General features: G+C 70.6%; 12 protein-coding genes and 2 pseudogenes. 9 read left to right on the top strand and 5 right to left on the bottom strand.

Annotated features, from left to right (window positions below):
* A pseudogene (locus tag CCN72_RS21700) lies at positions 1 to 495 on the bottom strand (hypothetical protein); the annotation flags it as partial.
* A 262-nt stretch (positions 496 to 757) separates the two neighbouring features.
* Here CCN72_RS21700 and gcl point away from each other — a divergent pair.
* Complete coding sequence (gene gcl / locus CCN72_RS21695; protein ID WP_167408703.1) at positions 758 to 2,536, top strand: glyoxylate carboligase; 1,779 nt, start codon at positions 758 to 760, stop codon at positions 2,534 to 2,536.
* 64 nt (positions 2,537 to 2,600) lie between these two features.
* On the opposite strand, the gene CCN72_RS21690 is transcribed toward gcl, so the two are convergent.
* A complete protein-coding gene (locus CCN72_RS21690; RefSeq protein ID WP_085567222.1) occupies positions 2,601 to 2,834 on the bottom strand; it encodes a hypothetical protein in 234 nt (77 codons plus the stop codon).
* A gap of 72 nt (positions 2,835 to 2,906) precedes the next feature.
* On the opposite strand from CCN72_RS21690, the gene CCN72_RS21685 reads away from it, so the two are divergent.
* Positions 2,907 to 4,124 carry a Shedu anti-phage system protein SduA domain-containing protein gene (locus CCN72_RS21685; protein WP_244174362.1) on the top strand — a complete coding sequence of 406 codons (1,218 nt, stop codon included), beginning with the start codon at positions 2,907 to 2,909 and terminating at the stop codon, positions 4,122 to 4,124.
* Between the two features lie 307 nt (positions 4,125 to 4,431).
* Here CCN72_RS21685 and CCN72_RS21680 read toward each other — a convergent pair whose 3' ends face one another.
* From CCN72_RS21680 to CCN72_RS21670, 3 genes are all read right to left on the bottom strand, one after another.
* On the bottom strand, positions 4,432 to 5,889 hold the full coding sequence (locus tag CCN72_RS21680; RefSeq protein WP_086808961.1) for a catalase: 1,458 nt from the start codon (positions 5,887 to 5,889) through the stop codon (positions 4,432 to 4,434).
* Positions 5,890 to 6,104: 215 nt separating this feature from the next.
* Positions 6,105 to 6,998, bottom strand: coding sequence for a 2-hydroxy-3-oxopropionate reductase (locus tag CCN72_RS21675; protein WP_086808960.1), 894 nt, complete (start codon positions 6,996 to 6,998; stop codon positions 6,105 to 6,107).
* A 44-nt stretch (positions 6,999 to 7,042) separates the two neighbouring features.
* Positions 7,043 to 7,900, bottom strand: coding sequence for a TIM barrel protein (locus CCN72_RS21670; protein ID WP_086808959.1), 858 nt, complete (start codon positions 7,898 to 7,900; stop codon positions 7,043 to 7,045).
* Between the two features lie 160 nt (positions 7,901 to 8,060).
* On the opposite strand from CCN72_RS21670, the gene CCN72_RS21665 reads away from it, so the two are divergent.
* The 7 genes and pseudogenes from CCN72_RS21665 (at position 8,061) to CCN72_RS21635 (ending at position 13,966) form a co-directional block, all read left to right on the top strand.
* Positions 8,061 to 8,357: a hypothetical protein gene (locus CCN72_RS21665; protein ID WP_086808958.1), complete on the top strand. Its 297-nt coding sequence runs from the start codon at positions 8,061 to 8,063 to the stop codon at positions 8,355 to 8,357.
* Positions 8,358 to 8,404: 47 nt separating this feature from the next.
* The gene (locus tag CCN72_RS21660) at positions 8,405 to 8,716 is read left to right on the top strand and encodes a helix-turn-helix domain-containing protein (RefSeq protein ID WP_202442260.1); all 312 of its coding nucleotides are present in this window, start codon (positions 8,405 to 8,407) and stop codon (positions 8,714 to 8,716) included.
* A 137-nt stretch (positions 8,717 to 8,853) separates the two neighbouring features.
* Positions 8,854 to 9,366 carry a 2-oxo-4-hydroxy-4-carboxy-5-ureidoimidazoline decarboxylase gene (gene uraD / locus CCN72_RS21655; RefSeq protein ID WP_086808956.1) on the top strand — a complete coding sequence of 171 codons (513 nt, stop codon included), beginning with the start codon at positions 8,854 to 8,856 and terminating at the stop codon, positions 9,364 to 9,366.
* 3 nt (positions 9,367 to 9,369) lie between these two features.
* Entirely contained in the window at positions 9,370 to 9,777 is a 408-nt protein-coding gene (gene uraH / locus CCN72_RS21650; RefSeq protein ID WP_086808955.1) for a hydroxyisourate hydrolase, read from the top strand.
* A gap of 4 nt (positions 9,778 to 9,781) precedes the next feature.
* Positions 9,782 to 10,729: a factor-independent urate hydroxylase gene (pucL, locus tag CCN72_RS21645; RefSeq protein ID WP_086808954.1), complete on the top strand. Its 948-nt coding sequence runs from the start codon at positions 9,782 to 9,784 to the stop codon at positions 10,727 to 10,729.
* A 145-nt stretch (positions 10,730 to 10,874) separates the two neighbouring features.
* A complete protein-coding gene (locus CCN72_RS21640; RefSeq protein ID WP_086808953.1) occupies positions 10,875 to 12,254 on the top strand; it encodes an 8-oxoguanine deaminase in 1,380 nt (459 codons plus the stop codon).
* Between the two features lie 420 nt (positions 12,255 to 12,674).
* A pseudogene (locus CCN72_RS21635) lies at positions 12,675 to 13,966 on the top strand (nucleobase:cation symporter-2 family protein).
* The last annotated feature ends 5 nt before the right edge of the window (positions 13,967 to 13,971 follow it).

Here is a 13,971-nt window from a genome sequence, read left to right as displayed (position 1 = left end):
CCCGTACCCGAGCCAGCGCAGATACAGCGCGGTCGCGGTGACGGCGTCCCGCGCGGTGCGCACGGCGTGCGGCTGGAAGGCGCGGCGGGGCGGGGCGGCGTCGGGGGACTCCGGCCGGGCGGCGCGGGGATCGGCGTGGGCGGCGGAAGCCTCGATGGGGGCGGCACCGGCCTCGGGGTGTGCGGGGGACGGCTCGGTGCGGGCCGCCGATGGGTCCGGGTCGGGGTCCGGGTCCGTCTCCAGGACCGGGATCCGCAGCACCGTGCCGCAGGGGCAGCCCACCTCCGGGCGCGGCCAGTGGTTGAGCCGCCCGCAGACGGCGCACGCGGCGCCGATCCACTCGTCCGCCCAGGAGCGGTGCCCGGCCACCACCGGCGCGGCGACCCGGTCCAGCCGCGGGGCGGCCGGGGTTCCGCAGGCGCAGGGATACGCCGGGGCGGTGTAGACATGCTCACGCCGACAGGCCGGACAGCGCACCGACACGCTCTCGGGCATGGCCCACTCACTCTCGCACGACACCTCGGGACAGCGCTCCCATGGTGCTCCCGGCGTACCGCGTTTGTCCGGCATTCCCACACCACTTGCCGGTGTCTTTGTGTCTCTTGACGAGGCCCGTACTCACCCCTACATTGCTTCCAGATAGTAGAAACTAAATTCCACAATACGGAATTAGCGAAATCCTCTGGAATCAGTGCTCACCGCGGGGCGCGCCGGGAGTACGCATCCGACACCGAGGCAGGAGTACTCGATGGCTCGTATGACCGCTGCCCGCGCGGCAGTTGAGATCCTCAAAGCTGAGGGCGTCAGTGACGCGTTCGGTGTGCCGGGCGCCGCGATCAACCCGTTCTACAAGGCCCTCAAGGAGGGCGGCGGCATCCAGCACACCCTGGCCCGCCATGTCGAGGGCGCCTCGCACATGGCCGAGGGCTACACCCGCGCGCGGCCCGGCAACATCGGCGTGTGCGTCGGCACGTCGGGACCGGCCGGCACCGACATGATCACCGGTCTGTACTCGGCCTCCGGCGACTCGATCCCGATCCTGTGCATCACCGGGCAGGCGCCCACGCATGTGATCCACAAGGAGGACTTCCAGGCCGTCGACATCGCCGCGATCGCGGGCCCGGTGACCAAGATGGCGGTGACCGTGCTGGAGGCGGCCCAGGTCCCCGGCGTCTTCCAGCAGGCGTTCCACCTGATGCGCTCCGGCCGGCCGGGCCCGGTGCTGATCGACCTGCCGATCGACGTCCAGCTGACGGAGATCGAGTTCGACCCGGAGACGTACGAGCCGCTGCCGGTGTACAAGCCGGCCGCGACCCGCGCGCAGATCGAGAAGGCGATGTCGTACCTGCTCGCCGCGGAGCGGCCCGTCCTCGTGGCGGGCGGCGGTGTCATCGGCGCGGACGCGTGCGCCCTGCTCACCGAGTTCGCCGAACTGACCGGCACCCCCGTCATCCCGACCCTGATGGGCTGGGGCGCGCTGCCCGACGACCATGAGCTGAACGCGGGCATGGTCGGCGTGCAGACCGCGCACCGCTACGGCAACGCCACCTTCCTGGAGTCCGACTTCGTCCTCGGCATCGGCAACCGCTGGGCGAACCGGCACACCGGCTACAAGCTGGACGTCTACCGCGAGGGCCGCACCTTCGTGCACGTGGACATCGAGCCCACCCAGATCGGCCGGATCTTCCCGCCCGACTACGGCGTGGTGTCCGACGCGCGGGCGGCACTGGAGCTGTTCGTGCAGGTGGCGCGGGAACTGAAGGCGGCGGGCCGGCTGCCCGACCGCGCGGACTGGATCTCCTCCTGCCGGGAGCGCAAGGCCACGCTGCTGCGCCGTACCCACTTCGACGACGTGCCGATGAAGCCGCAGCGGGTGTACGAGGAGATGAACCGGGCCTTCGGGCCCGAGACGCGGTACGTCACCACGATCGGCCTCTCCCAGATCGCCGGCGCGCAGATGCTGCACGTCTACAAGCCCCGGCACTGGATCAACTGCGGCCAGGCGGGACCGCTCGGCTGGACGATCCCGGCCGCGATCGGCGTCGCCAAGGCCGACCCGGACGCGGCGGTGGTCGCGCTGTCCGGCGACTACGACTTCCAGTTCCTGATCGAGGAACTGGCGGTCGCCGCCCAGCACCGCATCCCCTATGTGCACGTCCTGGTCAACAACGCCTACCTGGGCCTGATCCGCCAGGCACAGCTCGGCCTGGACATCGACTTCCAGGTCAATCTGGAGTTTGAGAACATCAACACTCCGGAGATCGGTGTCTACGGCGTGGACCACGTCAAGGTCGCCGAGGGCCTGGGCTGCAAGGCCCTGCGGGTCACCGAGCCGGACCAGTTGGGCCCCGCCTTCGAGGAGGCGAAGAAGCTGGCCGCGCGGTACCGGGTGCCGGTCGTGGTCGAGGCGATCCTGGAGCGGGTCACGAACATCTCGATGAGCCGCACGATGGACATCAGCGACGTCACCGAGTTCGAACCCCTCGCCACGGAGCCGTCCCACGCGCCGACGGCGATCGACGCGCTGAAGGGCTGACACGGCCCGCGAGAAGGGGCGGCCCGTCCACCGGACGGGCCGCCCCTTTCTCCTGTGCGCGCTCCTACACCTCGTGCTCCGAGAGTCCGGGCCAGTCCTCGGGCCCGCCGCCCTGCCACTCGATGAGGTCGTCCTCCTCCACCTCGACCCGGTCCAGATCGGCCAGCCGGAGGATCTCCACGACATCGTCCAGGTGCGACGCAAGCCCCAGCGTCACCTCCCCCTCGGTGACCCGCCGGGAGCCGTCCAGGGCGGGGGCGTGGACGACGATGTGGGGGTGCTGAATCGGATGTCCCATGGGTTCAGCGTGCGACGCCCGCGGTGTTCCCGCACGCCGGGATTGTCAGACCCGGCGGGCACACTTGCGCGCATGGCGACACGCAGTGACATGGCCCTGGAGACGCAGCTCCGTGTGGTGGGGAAGGAGACGGCCGCGCCGGCGGTGCGGTTCGCGCTGACCGCCGTCTTCACCCACATGCACAGCGGCCCCAGCGGCAGGCGCAGAGGGGGAAAGGAACTCGTGCGACTGCTCAAGGTCGCCCGGGGCACAGCGGCGGAGGTGGGGGAGTGGCGTGTCGTACGGCTGCTGCAGGACTCCCTGGACTACGCCGAGGGCCGGATCCTCCAGCCTGACCTCGATGAGCTGTACCGGGTCTACCGGGACGGGGCGCGCAAGGTCCGCAACCGCGATTTCGTGGCGTCCTCCCTACGGGCCGGGCACGAGTGGATGGTCGCGGTGAGCGAGGCATATCTGCGGGACCACCCCGGCGCGAGCGCGCAGGACGTGCTCACCCACTTCAAGGCCCAGCGCGCCGACACGAGCTTTCTCCAGGCCCCGGACGACCGGCCGGGGCGCTATGTGATCCCGCGCGGCATGTCGGAGATCTCCCTGTGGCTGGAGCGTCTGCTGCGCAGCGACCGGATCGAGATCGAGAACCCGGCGTCGGAAGCCCGTCGCCTCGCCACCTCGCCGGAGGCGCTCGCGCTGCTCGCCGCCGACCAGGACGGGCGGCTGATCCTCCAGGCCGCCGAACTCCAGCGCCGTACCGCGGGTCTCCAGGCCCTGCGGGCCGTCGTGGACGACACCACCGCCACGGAGGCGGACCTGCAACACGCCCTGCAAGGGAATCACTGGATCTTCGGCGGCCGGTACGTCGGTGAGGCCGCCCGGCGCCGACTGGTGCCCGGTGACGAGGTGGACATCCCGCTGATACGCGCGGACGGCGCCCTGCACATCGTGGAGCTGAAGCGGTCCATGGGGCTCAAGAGGCCCCTGATCAGGCGGCACCGCAATGCCTGGGTGCCCGCCGACGCCGTGCACGAAGCCGTCGGGCAGGCCGTCAACTATCTCGTCGGGCTGGACGAGAACCGGGCCCGTATCCGTGCGGAGTTCGGCATCGAGACCCGCCGGGCCTGCGCCCTCGTGCTCGTCGGCCACCCCGCCCTGCACGCCGATGTGCCGGAGGAGGAGGTCGCCGAGACGCTGCGCACGTTCAACGCGCATGTCACCCGCGTGGAGGTCCTCACCTACAAGGAACTCCTCGACAACGCCGAACGCTCCCTCGCCGTGGGCGTCGGCCCGGCGTAGGGAGCGGTCTGGTGGTGCCGTCCGGCGGCGCGGCGCTGGGCGCGACAGGTAGGTCGCGCCGCCGGACGGGTGTGGGTGGGTGGGACCGCGGGGGTGTGATGGCGACGGGGGCTCTTCACTCTGGTCGAGAAGAGGCCCGGCACCTTGACCACCGCACTGGCTCGCACGCCGCCGCGGTCCTCGCCCTGCCCGCGTCCGCCCCGGACGGCCACCCCTCAAACCGGGCCGTCCGGTGCGGCGCGGGCCGCGTGCGCGGGTATGACCTCCCGTCAGACCCCGCACGCCGCCTGCTGATCGATCGATGCCCTCAGTCCTCGCGCAGGGCCTCGACCGCTTCCCGTACGCGCCTGCCGTACTCCGGGTCCGCCGCGTGGAAGTGTGCGAGGTTCTTCTCGATCACATCGTCGCGGGAGACCTGGGCGAGGCCCCCGGCGATGTTCGCGACCAGGCGCCGCCGCTCCTCCTCGGACATCAGCCGGTACAGCTCGCCCGCCTGGTAGAAGTCGTCGTCCTTGGTGTGCTGCGGCGCGGCATGGGTGCCGGTGTGGCCGGTGACGGGCAGCGGCGCCGCGAGCGGGCGGCCGGTCTCGGCGGGGCCCTCGTAGGAGTTCGGCTCGTAGTTCTTGGCGTACCGGCCCTGGGAGTTGGCCGCCATCAGGCCGTCGCGCCCGTAGTTGTCCGCCGTCGTCGCCCGGGGCGCGTTCACGGCGAGCTGGGTGTGATTGACGCCCAGCCGGTACCGGTGGGCGTCCGCGTAGGCGAACAGCCGGCCCTGGAGCATCTTGTCCGCCGAGGGACCGATGCCGGGGACGAAGTTGTTCGGGGAGAACGCGGCCTGCTCGACCTCGGCGAAGACGTTGTCCGGGTTGCGGTCCAGGACCAGCCGGCCCACCCGCTGGAGCGGGTGGTCCCGGTGCGGCCAGACCTTCGTCAGGTCGAACGGGTTGAAGCGGTACTCCGCCGCGTCCGCCGCCGGCATGATCTGCGCGTACAGCGTCCACGAGGGGTGCACGCCCCGCTCGATCGCCTGGAGCAGGTCCGTCTGGTGGGAGTTGGGGTCCTTGCCCGCCAGCTCCTGCGCCTGCTCGCTGGACAGGCAGCGGATGCCCTGGTTCGTCTTGAAGTGGTACTTGACGAAGAAGGCCTCTCCGGCGGCGTTCGTCCACTGGTAGGTGTGCGAGCCGTAGCCGTTCATGTGCCGGTACGACGCCGGGATGCCGCGGTCGCCCATCAGCCAGGTCACCTGGTGCGTGGCCTCGGGGGCGTGCGCCCAGAAGTCCCAGACGTTGTCCGGCTCCTGCTTGCCGGTGAACGGGTCCCGCTTCTGCGAGTGGATGAAGTCGGGGAACTTCAGCGGGTCCTTGATGAAGAACACCGGGGTGTTGTTGCCGACGAGGTCGTAATTGCCCTCCTCGGTGTAGAACTTGAGCGCGAAGCCGCGCGGGTCGCGCACCGCGTCCGCGCCGCCGAGGTTGTCCGCGACCGTGGAGAACCGCGCGAACACCTCGGTGCGCTTGCCGATCTCGCCGAGGAAGGCGGCGTGAGTGTACGCGGTGACGTCGTCGGTCACCTCGAAGTGGCCGTACGCGCCGGAGCCCCGGGCGTGCACCACCCGCTCCGGGATCCGCTCGCGGTTGAAGCGCGCGAGCTTCTCCAGGAGGTGCTGGTCCTGGAGCAGGAGCGGGCCGCCGACGCCGGCGGTGGCGGAGTTCTGGTTGTCGGCGACCGGGGCGCCGGACTCTGTCGTGAGCACGCGCTGCGACATCGTGGACCTTCCATGCGGGTGGCAGCGGAAATCGTCTTCCGCTTTGTGGAGCCTAGAAGTCTGCGTGGAGCCTAGAAGTGGGGTGAACAGGGCGTCAACAGTTTGTTGAATTTGGTTCCGGGCCGCGGCACCGCTTGGGCGCGACGGGACAGGTGTCAGCGGCACCGCGACCCGGAAGTCTCGAAGGTGGCCCGGGGGCCGGCCCTGGCGAGGCGTCAGACCTGGGCGCCCGAGAGCCGTTCCACCGACCGCAGCAGGGCCGAGTGGTCCAGGCCGCCGTCGCCCTGGGCGCGCAGCGACGCCACCAGCTGGGCGACCACGGCGCCGACCGGCAGGGCCGCGCCCACGCTGCGGGCGGCCTCGGTCACGATGCCCATGTCCTTGTGGTGCAGATCGATCCGGAACCCCGGCGCGAAGTCGCGGTTCAGGAAGTTGTCCTTCTTGCGGGTCAGCACCGTCGAGCCCGCGAGGCCCCCGTTGAGCACATCGAGCGCGGCGGCGAGGTCCACCCCGGACTTCTCCAGGAAGACCACGGCCTCGGCGCACGCCTGGATGTTGACGGCGACGATCAGCTGGTTGGCCGCCTTCACGGTCTGCCCCGAGCCGTGCGGGCCGCACAGCACGATGGTCCTGCCGAGGGCCTCGAAGAGGGGCCTCGCCTCGTCGAAGTCGGCCTGCTCACCGCCGACCATGATGGACAGCACCGCCTCGACCGCGCCGGCCTCGCCGCCGGACACAGGGGCGTCCAGCACCCGGACGCCCCTCTCCTTCGCGGCGGCCGCCAGCTCGATCGAGGTCCCCGGGGTGATCGAGGACATGTCGATCAGCAGGGTGCCGGGGCGGACGTTCTCCAGGATGCCGTCCGGGCCGTAGGCGATGGCCTCCACCTGCGGGGACGCGGGCACCATCGTGATCACCACATCGGCGTCCCGCACGGCCTCGGCGATCGAGGGGGCCGCGGTGCCGCCGGCGGCGGCCAGCCGGTCCAGCTTCGCCTGTTCCAGGGTGTGGCCGGTGACGTCGTAACCCGCCTTGATCAGGTTCTCGGACATGGGGGAGCCCATGATGCCGAGGCCGATCCAGGCGATCTTCGGGAGTGTCTTGCTCATCTTCGGGGGTGCCTCTCTCAACTGCCGTGCGAAGTCGGGGGAGTTCAGCGCGCCGGGCGCGCCTCGCGGGGGAGCCAGTCGAAGGCCTCGGCGCTCGGGCGGTCGCCCGGCTTGTACTCCAGGCCCACCCAGCCCTCGTAACCGGCCTTCCGCAGCCGGCCGAGCAGCTCCGCCAGCGGGAGCGAACCCGTGCCGGGGGCGCCGCGGCCCGGGTTGTCGGCGATCTGGACATGGCCGGTCCGCGCCGCGTACCGGTCGATCACCGCGGGCAGGTCCTCGCCGTTCATGGCCAGGTGGTACAGGTCCATCAGGAACGACGCGTTCTGGAGGCCGGTGGCCGCGTTGACCCGGTCGACGACCTCGACGGCGGCCGGCGCCGACACCAGCGGATAGCGCGGCGACTCGGGCGCGTTCAGCGCCTCGATCAGCAGCGTCGCGCCGATCCGGTCGGCGGCGCGGGCCGCGAGGACCAGGTTCTCCAGGGCGAGCGCGTCCTGGGCGGCCGGGTCCACGCCGTCCACGCGGTTGCCGTAGAGCGCGTTGAGCGCCGTGCAGCCGAGGGATGCGGCGAAGTCCGCGGTCACCTCGATGTTGGCGCGGAACCGCTCGGACTCCTCGCCGGGGACGGACAGGGCGCCGCGGTCCGGGCCCGGAAGCTGCCCGGCGTAGAAGTTCAGCCCGGTCAGTCGTACGCCCGCGTCCTCGATCGCCCGTTTCAGGGCGTCGAGGCGGGACTGCTCGGGGGTGGGTGAGTCGACCCAGGGCCACCACAGCTCGACCGCGGTGAAGCCCGCCGCGGCGGCGGCCGCGGGGCGCTCCAGGAGCGGGAGTTCCGTGAAGAGGATCGACAGGTTGACGTTGAAGCGCTGGTCTGCGGCTGTGCCCCAGTCGAAACCTGGCATGTCGGGCCGCGCTCCCTTCCGTGGTAGTAATTCCGTATTACGGAAGTTCGTTTCTGCGTATTGGAAGATTGCCGCCGTGTGTCGGTGCTTGTCAAGGGGGTCCGGCGGCCGGTCCCCGCTGGGGCGCCCTGGGGCGCACACGGCGCGTTAGGTTGTGCGCGTGCGATTGAGAGTGGAGTTCACGACCGAACCCTTCGACCTGGAAGAGGCCCCGGCGCACGCCCTGGCGGCGCGCGAGGTCATCGAGACCGCGACCCTGGACGCCGTGGACGTCGGCCCGTTCGGCAACACCGCCGAGGGTGGCGCCGAGCCCGTGCTCACCGCGGTGGACGCGCTGCTGCGCAGGAGCCTCGCGGCCGGCGCCACCCGGATCTCGCTCCAGGTCAATGTGCTGGGCGACGAGGGCGACGGCGGCGACAGCGGGGGCGGCCACGGCGATGGGGAGGGTGATAGGTGACCGGGGAGCAGCCCTTCATCGCGGCCGTGAAGCCGCTGGTCGACGCCATGGGCGGGACGATGGTGCCGCCCGACGAGGCCGGCCCCGAGGATGTCGTGCTCGCCTGGGAGGGTGCCGACGTCGTCGCCGTACGACTGCCCCAGCTCGCCGACTCCCTCGATCACATCCTCGCGGCGATGGAGCGCAGGGAGGGGCGGCCGCTGTCCGACCTGGATCGACGGGCCAAGCAGGAGGTCGTGCGGATACTGGAGGCGCGGGGCGCCTTCGCCGTGCGGCACGGGGTGGAGACCGTGGCGAGCGCGCTGGGTGTCAGCCGCTTCACCGTCTACAACTACCTCAACCGGGAGAAGGGCAGCTGAAGCCCCCGGGGGGTGTCGTCACCTGTAACGCCTCGTAACGCGGATTTTTCAACAAAGTGTTGACGTGGCGTTTCCGGGGGCGTTAGCTATCGGCAGCCCGTTCAGCACATAGGCCGAATCCGGCCACGGAGGCTCCCGTGACGTCGACTTTCACGCCCCCGGGCCTGGCCCGGTTCAACGATCTGGAGGAGCGGGCGGCCGTCGCCGCCCTCCACGAGGCGTGCGCCTCCATGACATGGGTACGACGGCTGACCGCCGCCCGCCCCTACGCCACCGCCGACCAGCTCTACGCCGCGAGCGATGCCGCCCTGGCCGAGCTGACCGCCGCCGATCTGGCCGAGGCGATGGCCGGGCACCCCCCGATCGGGCGGCCCCGGCCGGGCGATCCGGCCTCCGCCCGCGAGCAGCGCGGCATGGCCGGCGCGTCCGAGGAACTCAAGGCCGAGATGCTCGAACTCAACCTGGCCTACCAGGAGAAGTTCGGGCATGTCTTCCTCATCTGCGCCACCGGTCTGACCGCCGAGCGGATGCGGGACGCGGTCAAGGAGCGGATCGGCAACGCGCCGGAGCGGGAGCGGGAGATCGTCCGCACCGAGCTGGGGAAGATCAACCGCATCCGACTGGCCCGACTCGTCGAAGAGGACGCCTGACCCATGAGCACCAGCACCACCGCCTCCGTGTCCACGCACATCCTGGACACCTCGATCGGCCGCCCCGCCGCGGGCGTCGCCGTCCACCTCTTTGCCCGGCCGGGCGGGGACGCGGACTGGGTGGCGCTCGGCGGCTCCGCGACCGATGCCGACGGCCGGTGCAAGGACCTGCCGACGCCACCGGTGGGTACCACCCAGGTACGGCTCGACTTCGCCGTGGAGCCGTATTTCCGAGAGCAATCAGCGAACCAGCAAGCCGATGCGCAGCAGGACGCCCCCGCGAATCGGGACAGCGGACCGGCCGTGTTCTTCCCCGAGGTGGCGATCACCTTCGCCGTCGTACCGGGCGAGCACTACCACGTACCGCTGCTGCTCAACCCGTTCGGCTACTCCGTTTACCGAGGGAGCTAGCTACATGACCGTCAATTCCCGCCCTGGCCGCCCTGTGATCCTGGGACAGAACCAGTACGGCAAGGCCGAGAACCGAGTCGTCAAGATCACGCGGGACGGCGCCACCCATCACATCAAGGACCTCAACGTCTCGGTGGCGCTGAGCGGTGACATGGAGGACGTCCACTACTCCGGCTCCAACGCCCATGTGCTGCCGACCGACACCACCAAGAACACGGTGTTCGCGTTCGCCAAGGAGCACGGCATCGAGTCCGCCGAGCAGTTCGGCATCCATCTCGCCCGGCACTTCGTCACCTCGCAGGAGCCGATCCAGCGCGCCCGGATCCGGATCGAGGAGTACGCCTGGGAACGGATCGCCACCTCCGAGGCGAACTCCCAGTTCATCGGCGCCGACGAGGTCAAGCACTCCTTCGTCCGCAAGGGCCAGGAGATCCGGCTGACCCAGATCACCTACGACGGCTCGTCCTGGGAGGTCGTCTCCGGCCTCAAGGACCTCACCGTCATGAACTCGACCAACTCCGAGTTCTGGGGCTACGTCAAGGACAAGTACACGACCCTCCAGGAGGCCCACGACCGCATCCTGGCGACCTCCGTCTCCGCCCGCTGGCGGTTCAACTGGACCGACGACGAGCAGAAGATGCCGCACTGGGAGAAGTCGTACGAGCAGGTCAAGAAGCACATGCTCCAGGCGTTCGCGGAGACCTACTCGCTCTCCCTCCAGCAGACGATGTACCAGATGGGCGCGCGCATCATCAACCACCGCAGCGAGATCGACGAGGTCCGCTTCTCACTGCCGAACAAGCACCATTTCCTGGTCGACCTGGAGCCGTTCGGGCTCAAGAACGACAACGAGGTCTACTTCGCCGCCGACCGGCCCTACGGCCTGATCGAGGCGACGATCCTGCGGGACGGCTGCGAACCGCGGATCCCGGTGGACCTCACCAACCTCTGATTCACCCCCCGCACCTGATCGACCTCCTTTTCGGCACCCGCGGCCGGGGTACCACCCCCACCGGAGCCCGGCCGCGGCACTCAAATCTCCCCAGGGTCCTGCCGTGCCCTCCCCACAGAAGTCCGCTGAGCGAAAAGGACGCACCATGGCAGCAGCCCAGCGCATCGTCATCGAGAACTGTTCGATCGCGACCGTCGACGCCGACGACACCGAGTACGCCTGCGGGTACCTGGTCCTCGCCGGCAACCGCATCGAGGCGCTCGGCGCGGGGTCGGCACCCGAGGGCCTGGAGAACGTGGTCCGCCGGATCGACGCCACCGGACATCTGGCGACCCCCGGCCTGATCAACACCCACCACCACTTCTACCAGTGGATCACCCGGGGCCTGGCCACCGACCACAACCTGTTCGACTGGCTGGTGGCGCTCTACCCGATCTGGGCGCGCATCGACGAACCCATGGCCTACACGGCGGCCCGGGGCTCGCTCGCCATGATGGCCCGCGGCGGGGTCACCACCGCCATGGACCACCACTACGTCTACCCGCGCGGCACCGGCGACCTGTCCGGCGCGATCATCCGCGCCGCCCACGAGACGGGCGTCCGCTTCACCCTCGCCCGCGGCTCCATGGACCGCGGCGAGTCGGACGGCGGACTGCCCCCGGACTTCGCCGTGGAGAGCCTGGACGGCGCGCTCGCCGCGACCGAGGCCACCGTCAAGGAGCACCACGACCCCTCCTTCGACGCCATGACCCAGGTCGCCGTCGCCCCCTGCTCCCCGTTCTCCGTCTCCACCGAACTGCTGCGCAACGCGGCCGAGTTGGCCCGCCGGCTCGGCGTACGGCTGCACACGCACGGCTCGGAGACCGTGGAGGAGGAGAAGTTCTGCCACGAGCTGTTCGGGATGGGCCCGACCGACTACTTCGAGTCCACCGGCTGGCTGGGCGAGGACGTGTGGATGGCGCACTGCGTCCATATGAACGACTCCGACATCGCCGCCTTCGCCCGCACCAGGACCGGCGTCGCCCACTGCCCCTCGTCCAACGCCCGGCTCGCCGCGGGCATCGCCCGGGTCCCGGACATGCTCGCGGCCGGCGTCCCGGTCGGCCTCGGCGTCGACGGCACCGCCTCCAACGAGTCCGGCGAACTCCACACCGAGCTGCGCAACGCCCTGCTCATCAACCGGCTCGGCGCCCACAAGGAGTCCGCGCTCAACGCCCGCCAGGCCCTGCGGCTCGGCACCCACGGGGGCGCCCGCGTCCTCGGCCGGGCCGCCGAGACCGGCTCGCTGGAGGCGGGCAAGCTGGCCGACGTGGTGCTGTGGAAGCTGGACACGCTGGCCCACGCCTCCATCGCCGACCCGGTGACCGCCCTGGTCTTCGGCGCGGCCGCCCCGGTCACCGCCTCGTTCGTGAACGGCCGTCAGATCGTGGCGGACGGACGCCTGCTGACCGTCGACGAGGACGCCGTCGCGCGCGCCACCCGCGACGAGGCCCGGCGCCTGGCGCAGCTCGCCGCTCAGCGCTGACCCCCCCCGACTCCGGCCGGGAGGGACGGCTCCCGGCCGGCAGCCGTGGACCCGAGCGGGGCCCATGGCGGCCGGCTCCGGGGCGCGCGCGAGCGTGCGCGCCCCGGAACGGTTCCCCACCAGGACCCCTACGGCTCCCACCAGGACCCTTACGGTTCCCCACCTGGAGCCTTACGGTTCCGCTCCACGACCCCTACGGGTCCCCGTCCACGACCCCCGAACGGGTCCCCGGTCCCTCCCCCACTCTCGGCTGCGCTCGAGCGGGAGGTGCCCCCATACCGTCGCGCACCACCTCCCTGAAACCCACGTCCACAGCCGACGTGTCTTAACCGACCGGAGGAGCCCGCCGTGTCCGCCCAATCCGCCGAAGCAGCGCCAGTCCCCGTCCACCTGGTGGACGAGAAACTCCCCGCCCTGAAGATGGCGACCAGCGGCCTCCAGCATGTGGCCGCCATGTACGCGGGGGTCGTCGCCCCGCCCCTGATCGTCGGCGCGGCCGCCGGTCTGTCCGGCACCGACCTCACCTTCCTCACCGGCGCCTGTCTGTTCACCGCGGGGCTCGCCACGTTCCTCCAGACCCTCGGCTTCTGGAAGATCGGCGCCCGATTGCCCTTCGTCAACGGCGTCACCTTCGCCGGGGTCGCCCCCATGACGGCGATCATCGCCTCGGCCAAGGACAAGTCCGACGCCCTGCCGATGATCTTCGGCGCGGTCATGGTCGCCGGACTCCTCGGCTTCCTCGCCGCCCCGGTGTTCTGCAAGGCCGTCCGCTTCTTCCCGCCGGTCGTCACCGGTACGGTCATCACCCTGATCGGTGTCTCCCTGCTCCCGGTCGCCTTCGGCTGGGCCCAGGGCCCCGACCCGTCGGCCCATGACTACGGCTCGACCACCAACCTCACCCTGGCCGGCATCACCCTGCTCATCGTGCTGCTGCTGCGCCGCTTCACCCGCGGGTTCGTCAAGCAGATCGCGGTGCTGCTCGGCCTGATCGCCGGGACGCTGATCGCGATCCCGTTCGGGGCCACCGACTTCTCCCCGGTCGCGTCGGCCGACCTGATCGGCTTCCCGACGCCCTTCCACTTCGGTGCCCCGCAGTTCCACATCGCCGCGATCCTGTCGATGTGCGTGGTGATGGTGGTCTCGATGACCGAGTCCACCGCCGACATGCTGGCCCTCGGTGAGATCGTCGAACGGCCCTCGGACGAGCGGACCATCGCGGCCGGCCTGCGCGCCGACACCCTGGGCTCCGCCCTCAGCCCCTTCTTCAACGGCTTCATGTGCAGCGCCTTCGCCCAGAACATCGGCCTGGTCGCCATGACCCGCATCCGCAGCCGCTTCGTGGTCGCCTTCGGCGGCGGCTTCCTCGTCCTGATGGGCCTGTGCCCGGCGGCCGCGTCCCTGATCGCCGTCGTCCCCCGCCCCGTCCTCGGCGGCGCGGGCGTCGTCCTCTTNNCCGCGCCGGCCTGGACAAGGACAACAACGTCCTGATCGTCGCGGTCTCCCTGGCCATCGGCATCGTCCCGATCACCGCCCCGGACTTCTACCACGCCTTCCCGGACACCGCCCGGATCGTCCTGGACTCGGGCATCTCCACCGGCTGTGTCACGGCGGTCCTGCTCAACCTGGTCTTCAACCACCTCGGCCGCGGCCGGGACGCGCAGGACGTCACGCATCCGATGGAGGCGGGGGAGGAGCTGGCGTCGGTGCAGTGAGGGTG

This window comes from Streptomyces murinus (assembly GCF_002154555.1).
Classification (GTDB): Bacteria; Actinomycetota; Actinomycetes; order Streptomycetales; family Streptomycetaceae; genus Streptomyces; species Streptomyces murinus.
The sequence above is the reverse complement of the archived record's forward strand: the minus strand, read 5'-3'. Positions and strand labels throughout refer to the sequence as shown.

Excerpts from the sequence above, each read along its gene's own strand:
- gcl (WP_167408703.1), top strand. The coding sequence starts at position 758 with ATGACCGCTGCCCGCGCGGCAGTTGAGATCCTCAAAGCTGAGGGCGTC.
- CCN72_RS21690 (WP_085567222.1), bottom strand. The coding sequence starts at position 2,834 with ATGGGACATCCGATTCAGCACCCCCACATCGTCGTCCACGCCCCCGCC.
- CCN72_RS21685 (WP_244174362.1), top strand. The coding sequence starts at position 2,907 with ATGGCGACACGCAGTGACATGGCCCTGGAGACGCAGCTCCGTGTGGTG.
- CCN72_RS21680 (WP_086808961.1), bottom strand. The coding sequence starts at position 5,889 with ATGTCGCAGCGCGTGCTCACGACAGAGTCCGGCGCCCCGGTCGCCGAC.
- CCN72_RS21675 (WP_086808960.1), bottom strand. The coding sequence starts at position 6,998 with ATGAGCAAGACACTCCCGAAGATCGCCTGGATCGGCCTCGGCATCATG.
- CCN72_RS21670 (WP_086808959.1), bottom strand. The coding sequence starts at position 7,900 with ATGCCAGGTTTCGACTGGGGCACAGCCGCAGACCAGCGCTTCAACGTC.
- CCN72_RS21660 (WP_202442260.1), top strand. The coding sequence starts at position 8,405 with ATGGGCGGGACGATGGTGCCGCCCGACGAGGCCGGCCCCGAGGATGTC.
- uraH (WP_086808955.1), top strand. The coding sequence starts at position 9,370 with ATGAGCACCAGCACCACCGCCTCCGTGTCCACGCACATCCTGGACACC.
- pucL (WP_086808954.1), top strand. The coding sequence starts at position 9,782 with ATGACCGTCAATTCCCGCCCTGGCCGCCCTGTGATCCTGGGACAGAAC.
- CCN72_RS21640 (WP_086808953.1), top strand. The coding sequence starts at position 10,875 with ATGGCAGCAGCCCAGCGCATCGTCATCGAGAACTGTTCGATCGCGACC.